Consider the following 10,944-nt stretch of genomic DNA (forward strand, 5'->3'; position numbering starts at 1 on the left):
CCGAGAGCTGACGCAGCAGCGCCGGGTGCACGGGGGCGCCCGCGGAGAGCAGCTGGCGCACCCCGGCCAGGGCGGCGCGCTGCTCACGGGTCAGGTCCGCGGCGGTCTGCACCACGTTGGCCAGGGCCGCGGGGGAGGCGAACATGACGGAGGACTGCCCGGCGATCGCCGCGTCCGCCAGCGCAGAGGCGGTGAGCGTGGCCGGCTTGGTGACGTCCATGACGGGGGTCACCGAGGCCGCCCCGAGCGCGGGGCCCAGCAGGGCGAACGGCGCGAACCCGGCCAGCAGGGACGCCCCCGGGCGGAGGTCCAGGGTGCGGCCGATCATCTGCACGAGCCGGCCGAGGCGCTCGTGGGTGTACACCACTCCCTTGGCCGGGCCGGTGGAGCCGGAGGTGAACAAGACGGCCGCGTCCGCGGCGAGGGCCGGCTCGGGCAGCACGGCGCCGAACGCGTCGCGCGGCCCCGCCGCGGCGGGGCCGCGGTGGCGCTCCACCATCGCGTACAGCGAGTCCGAGACGTCCAGCAGGGCCCGCTGGGGCGCGGCCAGGGTGGACACGGAGATCCGGGTGCCCGGCCAGGACTGGGCGCGGGCCAGGGTCAGGCCCGGGGTCTGGCCGACGATCCAGCGCGGCCGGGCGGACTTCATGGCGCGGGTCATCCCCGTCACCCCCAGGCCCTGGTCCGCGACGACGGCGACGCCGCCTACGCGCAGGACCGCGTAGAGCGCGGCCGAGAGGTCACGGCCGGGCGGCACGAGCATGGAGACGCGGTCGCCGGGGCGCATGCCCGCCTCCCACAGGCCCGTGGCCATGGCGGAGACGGTCTCCTGGAACTCGCCCCAGCCCACGGCGGCGGGGCGGCGCCGGCCGCCCACGAGGGCGCGCGAGGACGCGGCACCGGCCATGTCCACCAGCGCCGTGTAGTCGCGCATGGGGGAGTCCGGGGCGCCCCAGTCCTCGACCTGGTCCCACAGGCGGGGCACGCCCGCCGACGCCGGCGCGGGGCCGTCCCCGTCGCCGGGCTCGCCGTCGGCGGCGGGCAGCTCCAGCTCCACCGCGCGCCCCGTGACGCCGAGCACCGGCAGGGCCGAGGTGGCGGGCGCGTCGTCGTCGGCGTGGGGGCGGGGACCGGGCAGACCGGAGGCCGGGTCCTCGAGCCGGCCCGCGATCAGCAGCTGCGCCCAGGTCAGCAGCGGGGTGACGACGTCGCGGTCGTCGATCAGCAGGTGGCCGGCCTCCTCGTAGCGGTGGACGCGGGCCGCCGGGAGGCGGTCGCGGAGGTCGTCGAGGTAGCGGTCCAGGAAGACGGGGTCGTCCGCGCCCCACTGGATGAGGGCGGGCACGCCGGCGGCGCCGAGGGCGCTGACGCCGTCGGACACGCGGGTGAGCTCGGCGTGGCTGCCGTGGGCGGGGTCGACGGGGATGTCGGCCACGAACCCGCCGACGCCGCCACGGTGGGCCGCATCCGGGTAGGGCAGGTGGTAGGCCGCCCGCACCTCGGGGGCGAGCGAGGGCTTGGCCAGGGAGGTGGTCACGGCGATGAACGCGTCCGTGGCCACGGTGGAGGCCGGCAGGACCGGCCCGGCCAGCGCCGCCTGGAGGGGCGCGGGCAGGGAGGCCTGCGGGGGCTGGTGCACGGCGGTGTTCAGGGTGCTCACGCCCACCACGGCGTCACGGTGGCGCCCGGCCCAGCCGAGGGAGACGACGCCGCCCCAGTCGTGGCCGAGGGTGATCACGGGGTGGCCGGCCTCGGCCTGGGCCGTGATCCCCAGCTCGGCCAGGAGGGCGTCGAGGTCGTCCACGCGCTGCCGCAGGCCGCGGTACGTGCTGCCCTCCCGGCCGATCTCGGACGGCGTGGGGTTGGCCGGGTGCTCGAGGCGCTCGGAGAAGCCCATGTCCAGCTGGTCCGGGGCCACCACGCGCCAGGCCTGCTGGCCCCGCCGGGCGCGGCGCACCGTCTCCGCCAGCAGCGAGCGCCACAGGTACGACCACGTGGGGTTGCCGTGCACGGCGACGATCGTGCCGACCACGTCCGCGCCGAGCGCGTCCAGGAGGGGACCGGTGTCGGCGACGTGCAGGGTGCGGTCGACGCCGTCCGGGTCCGCGGCCGAGCGGACGGTGACGAGGCGGGACCACGCGGCGTCCCACCCGGGCAGCTGCTCGTGCGGGGGGAGGGCGGCGGGGGCGGCGGGGATGTGCGGCATGGGGGTCTCTCGTCCTCCTCGTCGGTTCACCACTGGATCTCGAGCATGGCGGTGTTCAGGCCCGAGCCCACCCCCAGGCACACCACCCGGTCCCCCTCGGAGAGCGAGTCCTGCTCCCGGACCAGGGTGATGGGCAGGGAGGCCGGGCCGACGTTGCCGAGCACGGGGAAGGTGGTGGGCAGCTTCTCCTTGGGCAGGCCCGCGGACTCGGAGATCGCGTCCGTGTGCAGCTGGGAGACCTGGTGGGTGATGTAGCGGTCGGCGGAGTCCCACGCCCACTCGGCGGGCACGTCCCGCCACGCGTCCATGACCAGCTCGAGGCCGTCCTCGAGCAGGGCCGTGGAGTCGGTGAACATGCCGTTGTGGTCGCCCACGCACAGCATGTGGTGGTCGGTGCCGGCGCGCGTGACCCCGCGCAGGATGCGGTGGCCCTCGGGGTGGTCCTCGATGCGCCCCACCACGGCCGCGGCGGCGCCGCAGCCCAGGGTCAGGGACGCGAACTGCTCCATGAAGTTGCCGCGCACGGTGGTCTCGGCGTGCAGGTTCTCCACGGTGGCCGCCTGCACCTTGGAGGCGTCCTCCGCGGCGACCACGACGGCGTAGTCGATCTGGCCGGCGTCGACCAGGGTGGAGGCCAGCATGAGGCCGTTGACGAACCCGAGGCATGCGTTGGTGATGTCGAAGTTCGTGGTGGAGGTGGGCAGGCCCATGAGGTCGTGGATGCGCACGGCCACGGAGGGCTCGAGGGTGGCGCGGGTGACCGAGGTGTTCAGCAGCAGACCCACGCGCTCGGGGGCGACGCCAGCCTGGGCGAGCGCGGCGGTGCCGGCCTCAGCCGCGGCCTGCTGGAAGTCCTTGGTCGCGTCCCAGTTGCGGCGGACCTTGACGCCGGCCACGCGCTCGAGCAGGTGGTTCGGGAGGCGCAGGCGGGTGAGCACGTCCGTGAGCTGGGCGTCCAGGTCGTCGGAGGTGACCTCCAGCGGGGCCTCCACCTCCGTCACGGCGAGGAGGGCGGCGCGGGAGTACTCGAAGCTGGCGTTACCGGACACGTTCGGGACCTGGACCATTCTGCTGGAAGACGTGGGGGGCCGTCCGAGGACGGACGGTTCCCCACTCTATCCGAGGGCCGTCCGTGCGCCCCGGTCCGGCCCATGCCGTTCGCCGCAGGCGTGGCCGCCGAGGCCCGGCCCCCGCCCGGGCGACCCCGTCCCAGGTCAGCGCTCAGTCGGCGGAGACCTCCACCCCGGTGTCCTCGATCGGCGCCGCGGCCACGAGGTCGGGGGAGCCGCCCGCGCCGAGGGCCTCGACCCGCTGGTCCACCGGCACCCCGGAGCCGTCCCGGCGTCCGTACTCCACGGGCAGCGACCGGGCGACGCCGGCGCGGGAGGCGCCCAGGACGGGGGAGGCTCCGGCCCACGCCTGCACGAGGTGGGTCTCACCCTTGAGCAGCCGGTGCGCGCGGACGCCCCCGGTGCCGCGGCCCTTGGCCGGGTACTCCCCGAGCGGGGTGACCTTCACCGAGCCGCCGGGGGCGCCGAGCAGGTCGGCGTCCCCGTCCGTCACGGTGACCACCACCGCCGGGCGCGGGTGCGCGGCGGGGTCCTCGCCCTCGGCCGTGAGGGAGGCGGCGGGAGCCACCCCGAACGCCAGGACGGCGTCGTCCTCCGCCACGCGGATCCCGGCAACGCCCGCGGCCGCCGGGCCCTGCGGGCGGACGGCCGAGGCGGGGTAGTGCAGCAGCCGGCCGGCGCGGGTGACGAAGACGAGGTGGTCCTCGTCGTCCGGGGCGGGGGCGGCGCCCACGACGGCGTCGCCGTCCTTCAGCGCGATCGCCTCCAGCTCGTCCCGGTTCAGGGCCCAGTCGGGCCGCACGCGCTTGACCACCCCGCGCGCGGTGCCCAGGGCGATCACCGCGTCGAGGGGCACGAGGGCCACGATCGCCTCGCCCTTGGCCAGGGGCACCAGGTCCTTGGCCGGGCGGGCGTCGGTCAGCGGCGGGGCCGCCGAGGGCTCGGGGGCGCCGGGCAGCTCGACCGCCGGCAGGCGCAGCAGCCGTCCGGCGCTCGTGAGGGCGCCCACCTCGCCGCGGGCGGTGGTGGGGACCACCGAGGTGAAGGCGTCGTGCTTGCGGCGGCGTCCCTGCGGGGTCAGCGGGGTGCGGTCGGCCGTGCGCAGCAGCCGCCCGCTCGTGGTGAGCAGCGCCCAGCAGGCGGTGTCCGGGATCATCAGCTCCCCGCCGGGTGCCGCCGCCCCGGCCGCGCCCGCGGATGCGGGGGAGCCGGCCGGCACGGCCGGGGCCGCCTCGGCGTCCACCAGCCGGGTGCGGCGATCGTCCCCGAACTCGTCCGCCACGGCCTGGAGCTCGTCCGAGACCACCTCGCGCAGGCGCGCCTCGGAGCCGAGGATCTCCTCCAGCTCGGCGATGGCGCGGGCGAGCTCGTCCCGCTCCGCCTCGAGCTCGATGCGGGAGAAGCGGGTGAGCTGGCGCAGGCGCAGCTCGAGGATGTGCTCGGCCTGGCGCTCGGAGAGGTCGAACACCTGCATGAGCCGGGTGCGGGCCGCGGCCGTGTCGTCCGAGGTGCGGATGATCTCGATGACCTCGTCGATGTCCACGAGCGCCAGCAGCAGGCCCTCCACGAGGTGCAGGCGGTCCCGGCGGCGGCCGAGCCGGTGCGCGGTGCGCCGGCGCACCACGTCCAGGCGGTGGTCCACGTACACCTGCAGCAGCCCGCGCAGCCCCAGGGTCTGCGGCTGGCCGTCCACGAGGGCGACGTTGTTGATGCCGAACGTCTCCTCCATGGGCGTGTGCCGGTACAGGGAGGTCAGCACGGCCTGCGCGTTGAACCCGGACTTCAGCTCCACCACGAGCCGCAGCCCGTGCTTGCGGTCCGTCAGGTCCACGACGTCGGAGATGCCCTGCAGGCGTCCGGCGCGCACGCCGTCCTTGATCCGCTCGATGACCTTCTCCGGACCCACCGCGTACGGCAGCTCGGTGACCACGATGCCGGTGCGCCGCGCCGAGACCTGCTCGATCGAGGCGGTGGCCCGCATGCGGAACGTGCCGCGCCCGGTGGCGTAGGCGTCCCGCACCCCGTCCAGGCCCACGATGCTGCCGCCCGAGGGCAGGTCGGGGCCGGGCACGTGCGCCATGAGCGCGTCCAGGTCCGCCTCCGGCTCCGCGAGCAGGTGCCGCGCGGCCGCCACCACCTCCCGCAGGTTGTGGGGGGCCATGTTCGTGGCCATGCCGACGGCGATCCCCGCCGCGCCGTTGACCAGCAGGTTCGGGTACGCGGCGGGCAGCACGCCGGGCTGGCGGAACTGGTTGTCGTAGTTCGGGACGAAGTCGACCGTGTCCTCGTCCAGGTCGGCGGTCAGCGCCAGGGCCGCCGGAGCCATGCGGGCCTCGGTGTAGCGCGGGGCGGCCGGGCCGTCGTCGAGCGAGCCGAAGTTGCCGTGCCCGTCCACCACGGGCAGGCGCAGGGAGAACGGCTGGGCCAGGCGGACCATCGCGTCGTAGATGGCCGCGTCCCCGTGCGGGTGCAGCTTGCCCATCACCTCGCCCACCACGCGCGCGGACTTCACGTGCCCGCGGTCCGGGCGCAGGCCCATCTGGGACATCATGTAGAGGATGCGCCGCTGCACCGGCTTGAGCCCGTCGCGCGCGTCCGGCAGCGCCCGGGAGTAGATCACCGAGTAGGCGTACTCCAGGAAGGACGTCTCCATCTCCACGGAGACGTCGACGTCGACGATGTTCTCCTGCTCCGGGGGCAGGGGGCGGGCCCCCTCAGCCTCGGCGGTGCGGGAGCGGGACGACTTGGCCATCATGGTGCTGGGGGGATCCTCACGGGCTCGGTTGTTGTCTACCCTGAATCCTATGGCTGACACCGACACGGCAAGCGCGTATCCGAGCCGCTGGGAGGCCGACGTGGTGCTCCGCGACGGCGCCACCGCCCGCCTGCGCCCCATCACCCCCGAGGACGCGCCCGGGCTGCAGGACATGCACGCCCGCCAGTCCGAGTCCTCCATCTACCTGCGGTACTTCACGTACAAGTCCGAGCTGTCCCAGAAGGACCTGGACCGGTTCACCCACGTGGACCACCGGGACCGGGTGGCCCTCGTGATCGTCCGCGGCGACCGCCTGCTGGGCGTCGGCCGCTACGACCGCTACGGGGACTCCGACGCCGCCGAGGTCGCCTTCAACATCTCGGACGCCTCCCAGGGCCAGGGCCTGGGCTCGATCCTGATGGAGCACCTGGCCGTGGCCGCCCGCGAGAACGGCATCCGCCGGTTCACCGCCGAGGTGCTGCCCGAGAACCGCAAGATGCTCTCCGTCTTCCAGGACTCCGGCTTCGAGGTGACCCGCCACTTCGAGGACGGGGTCGTGGCCGTCGAGTTCCCCATCGACCCCACCGCCCGCTGGCGCGCCGTGGTCGAGTCCCGCGAGCACCGCGCCGAGGCCCGCTCCGTGGCCGAGCTCGTCGAGCCCGAGTCCGTGGCCGTCGTCGGCGCCTCCCGGGACCCCGGCGCCGTCGGCTCCATCGTGCTGCGCCACATCCTCGAGGGCGGCTACACCGGCCGCGTCCACGCCGTGAACCGGGCCGCCGAGGACGTCCAGGGCCTGACGGCCCACGCCTCCCTCGCCGAGATCGGCGAGAAGGTGGACCTCGTCGTCGTGGCCGTCCCCGTCGCGGAGGTCGACGAGGTCGTGGAGCAGGCCGGCGCCCTCGGCGCCCAGGGCCTGCTCGTGCTCACCTCCGGCTACGCCGACGCCGGCGAGGCGGGCCTGCGTGCCCAGCGCCGCATCGTGGCGCGCTCGCGGGCCCACGGCATGCGCGTGATCGGCCCCGCCTCCTCGGGCCTCGTGCGCACCGACCCGGCGGTGCGCCTCAACGCGTCCCCGTCCCCGGGCCTGGCCCACCGCGGCCCCGTCGGGCTGTTCAGCCAGTCCGGCGCCGTGGGCGCCATGATCACGGCGGCCATGAAGCGCCGCGGCCTCGGCCTGTCCACCTCGCTGAGCGCCGGCAACCGCGCCGACGTCTCCGGCAACGACGCCATGCAGTTCTTCGAGGACGACCCCCAGACCGCCGCGCTGGGCGTGTACCTGGAGTCCTTCGGCAACCCCCGCAAGTTCACCCGCATCGCCCGCCGGCTCTCCCGCACGAAGCCCGTGGTGGTGGTCCGCTCCGACGTCACCGGCCGCGCCCTGCCCCCCGGCCACGAGGTCCGCACCACCCAGGCGCCGGCCGGCGCCGTGGACTCCATGCTGGACCAGACCGGTGTGCTCGAGGTCGCCACCCACGAGGACATGCTCGACCTGCTCATGGCCGTGGCCACGCAGCCGCTGCCCGCGGGCCGCCGCGTCACCCTCGTGGTCGACTCCCTCGCGCTGGACCGGATCGCCCGCGACGCCGCCGCCCAGGCCGGCCTCGAGGTCGTGGCCACCCTCGGCCTCGGCGACCGCGAGCAGGGCATCGCCCCGCCCGCCGACGAGCTGGTGCGCCACGTGGCCGCGGCCCTCGCCGCGGGGGACACGGACGCCGTCGTCGTGGTCGGGCGCCTGGGCCTGCACCAGGAGGAGGGCACCGCGGAGGAGGTGGCCGCCGCGCTCGCCGAGGTCGCCCGGGACGCCCCCGTGCCCGTGCTGGCGAGCCTGCCCGACGCCGTCACGCCCCGGTTCGCCGGCGCCCGCCTGGGCGGGACGGGGGCCCCGGCGGACGACGCCGAGCCCGGCGCCCGCCAGCCCGGACTGCCGTTCTACCCGTCCCCGCGTGCGGCGCTGTCCGTGCTGGGGCGGCTGGCCGAGTACGGCGCGTGGCGCCGCGAGGACGCCGGCGAGCCGATCGAGCTGTCCGGCGTGGACGTCCGGGCCGCCGAGGCCCTGGTGGAGGCCGCGTGCCGCCGTGCCCGGGGCACCGAGCTGGTCCGGCTGACCGGGGAGGAGACCGAGTGCCTGCTGGGGCTGTACGGGATCTCCGTGCTGCCTTCGCGCCGGTTCTCCACCGCCGAGGAGGCCGTCGCCGCCGCGGAGGAGCTCGGCTTCCCCGTGGCCGTGAAGGCCGTGGACCCGTACCTGCGGCACCGCATCGACCTGGGCGGGGTGCGCCTGAACGTGGTGGACGCCGACTCGCTGCGCCGCAACGTGGAGCACATGCGCCAGGTGCTCGCCCCGTTCCGGGTCACCGATCTCGAGGTGCAGTCCATGGCGCCCACGGGCCAGTCCTGCATGGTCACCGCGCTCGAGGACCCGCTGCTGGGCCCCGTGGTGTCCTTCGGCATGGCCGGGGACGCCACCGACCTGCTGGGCGACTGGGTGCACCGCGTGCCCCCGCTCACGGACCGGGACGTGGCCCGCATGGTGCGCGCCCCGCGCGCAGCGGTGAAGCTCGAGGGCGCCGGCGGCGTCCCCGCAGTGGACCTGCCCGCGCTGGAGGACCTCGTGGCCCGCGTGAGCTGCCTCAAGGACGACCTGGCGGCCGTGGCCCGGCTGCGCTTCGCCCCCGTGCTGGCCTCCTCGAGCGGCGTCACGGTCCTGGCGGCCGAGGTGGACGTGGCCAATGCGGTGGGCCGTACCGACTCGGCCCGTCGCGCCCTGCGCGCCAGCTGACCGGCGCCCGGCCCCGCCTAGCATGGTGGGCATGACCCCGCTGCGCTGGACCCACGACCACGGCTCCCCGGACGACCACCACGGGGACCGCCCCGATGCGGCCCGCCGGCCCCGTCCCGCCGCCCACCGCACGCTCGACGCGACCGGGACCCTCGACGAGGCCCTGCGCCGCGCCGGGTACTACCCGGAGCTGGTGGCGCACGCGATCGCCGTCGAGCTGGAGGGGCGCACCGCGCAGGCGCACCTGGTGCACGTGGACACCCACTTCGACTACGAGGAGATCCACCGCCACATCACGGTGCTGGTGGTGGCCGGGGACGTCATGCTGGCGGTGCACCTGGACGACCACGCGGCGGACCCCGCCGGCCAGGCCGTCCTCGCGCAGGTCTCCACGGAGATGGTGCCGCTGCGGGCGATCGAGTCGGTGCTGCTGACCACGGGCCACGCCCACCCGGAGCGGTTCCGCCCGCAGGACCCGGTGGCCGAGATGACCCTGGGCGTGCAGTGGGCCGGGGGGCAGCGGGTGGACCTGCAGCCGGCCGGCTGCGCGGACCCGCAGTGCGACGCCGACCACGGCTACACCGGCACCACGGCACGCGAGGACCTCGTGATCCGCGTGGCCGCCGACGCGGAGGGCCAGGGGGCCGTGGACTCCGCCCTGCGGTTCGCCCGGGTCCTGCGCCGCGCCCACCTCGAGGCGGGCGCGTGAGCCCCGACGCGGGAGGCTCCGCCCTGGCGGCCGCGCTCACCCCCGCCGACGGGCCGGCTGCCCCGACCGCGCCCACGCCCCCCGAGCGCGCGATGCGCTCGGTGCTGACCTCCGCCGCGGCCGCCCTGGGCGTCCCCGACTTCGAGGACGCGCTGGGGCTGGGCGCGACCCGCCGGGCCGTGGTGGTCCTCGTGGACGGGCTCGGGCGTTCGGTCCTCAAGCGCCACGGCGGCCACGCGCCCACCCTGCGGGCCGGGATGGCCGACGGCGGGCGTGTCCTGATCGCGGCGACGCCCACCACCACGGCCGCGTCCCTGACGAGCCTGGGCACCGGTCTGGACGTGGGGGAGCACGGGGTGGCCGGCTACGACGTGCTGGACCCGGAGCGCGGTGTCGTCGTGAACATGCTCGGCGGCTGGGACGAGGCGACGGACCCGCTGGCGTGGCAGCCGCGGCCCACCGTGTTCGAGCGCGCCGTGGCGGCGGGCGTGGACGCGGTCACCGTGTCCCTGCCCGAGTTCGAGCGATCCGCCCTGACGCGGGCAGGGCTGCGCGGGGGCAGGTTCCTGGCCGGCCGCGGTCTGATCGCGCGGACGCAGCATGCGGTGCGGCTGCTCACCGAGGCCCGCGAACCCACCCTCGTGTACTTCTACGCGAACGAGCTCGACAAGGCCGGGCACCGCCACGGCGTGGGCTCGGACGCGTGGCTCCACGCCCTCGAGGAGGTCGACGCGGCCGTGCGGCGCCTCGTGGCCCAGGTGCCTCAGGGGACCCTCGTCCTGGTGACCGGGGACCACGGCATGGTGGACGTGCCCGCCTCTCGACGCGTGGACTACGCCGCGTGCGACGACGCCGGCCGGCTCGTGGACCCGGCCCTGCTCGAGGGGGTGGCGCACACGGCGGGGGAGCCGCGTCTGGTGCAGCTGCACTTCGCCCCGGAGGCCGACGAGACCGTCCGGGACCGCACCCGCGCGGCGTGGCAGGAGCGCTTCGGCGCGCACGCCTGGGTGCTCACCCGTGCGGAGGCCGTGGCCGCCGGGTGGTTCGGCGCACGGGTCGAGGAGCGCGTGCTGCCCCGGATCGGCGAGCTGCTCGTGGCATGCCACGGGGACCTGGCCCTCTACGACGGGCGCCGGGTGTCCCCGCGCGCGTTCGAGATGGTCGGCCAGCACGGCTCGCCGACCCGCGCCGAGCGCGAGGTGCCGCTGCTGCTCTGGCGGCGCTGAGCCGGGTTCAGTCGCCCTTGCGGCCGAAGACGATGTCGTCCCAGCTGGGCACCGACGCGCGGCGGGCGGCCGAGCGGGCCCGGGGACGCGGCGTCGGCATCGCGGGGCGCTCGCGGCCGGGGCGCGGGGCGGGCGTCGCGGGCGCCTCCTCCTCGTCGACGGGCTCTGCCTCCGGGACGGGTGCGGCGGGGACCGGGGC

6 protein-coding genes and 1 pseudogene are annotated in these 10,944 nt (G+C 76.1%); 3 read left to right on the forward strand and 4 right to left on the reverse strand.

The window, feature by feature from the left end:
- The 3 genes from Q4D18_RS08645 to Q4D18_RS08655 form a co-directional block, all read right to left on the reverse strand.
- Positions 1–2,206: alpha/beta fold hydrolase (locus tag Q4D18_RS08645; protein ID WP_303127371.1), on the reverse strand; the 2,206-nt coding region annotated here is incomplete at its 3' end.
- A 26-nt stretch (positions 2,207–2,232) separates the two neighbouring features.
- On the reverse strand, positions 2,233–3,273 hold the full coding sequence (locus Q4D18_RS08650; RefSeq protein WP_303127373.1) for a 3-oxoacyl-ACP synthase III: 1,041 nt from the start codon (positions 3,271–3,273) through the stop codon (positions 2,233–2,235).
- Between the two features lie 154 nt (positions 3,274–3,427).
- A complete protein-coding gene (locus tag Q4D18_RS08655) occupies positions 3,428–6,031 on the reverse strand; it encodes a DNA topoisomerase (ATP-hydrolyzing) subunit A (RefSeq protein ID WP_303127375.1) in 2,604 nt (867 codons plus the stop codon).
- Between the two features lie 49 nt (positions 6,032–6,080).
- Between Q4D18_RS08655 and Q4D18_RS08660 the strand changes: the two genes are divergently transcribed.
- The 3 genes from Q4D18_RS08660 (at position 6,081) to Q4D18_RS08670 (ending at position 10,745) form a co-directional block, all read left to right on the forward strand.
- Entirely contained in the window at positions 6,081–8,810 is a 2,730-nt protein-coding gene (locus Q4D18_RS08660; RefSeq protein WP_303127377.1) for a GNAT family N-acetyltransferase, read from the forward strand.
- A 31-nt stretch (positions 8,811–8,841) separates the two neighbouring features.
- Positions 8,842–9,519: a DUF5998 family protein gene (locus tag Q4D18_RS08665; protein ID WP_303127379.1), complete on the forward strand. Its 678-nt coding sequence runs from the start codon at positions 8,842–8,844 to the stop codon at positions 9,517–9,519.
- 92 nt (positions 9,520–9,611) lie between these two features.
- The gene (locus Q4D18_RS08670; RefSeq protein ID WP_303127383.1) at positions 9,612–10,745 is read left to right on the forward strand and encodes an alkaline phosphatase family protein; all 1,134 of its coding nucleotides are present in this window, start codon (positions 9,612–9,614) and stop codon (positions 10,743–10,745) included.
- A gap of 7 nt (positions 10,746–10,752) precedes the next feature.
- Here the strand turns inward: Q4D18_RS08670 and Q4D18_RS08675 are convergent.
- Positions 10,753–10,944 (reverse strand): annotated as a pseudogene (locus Q4D18_RS08675) (DUF3071 domain-containing protein); the annotation flags it as partial.

It is taken from the genome of Micrococcus sp., from assembly GCF_030523875.1.
Classification (GTDB): domain Bacteria; phylum Actinomycetota; class Actinomycetes; order Actinomycetales; family Micrococcaceae; genus Micrococcus.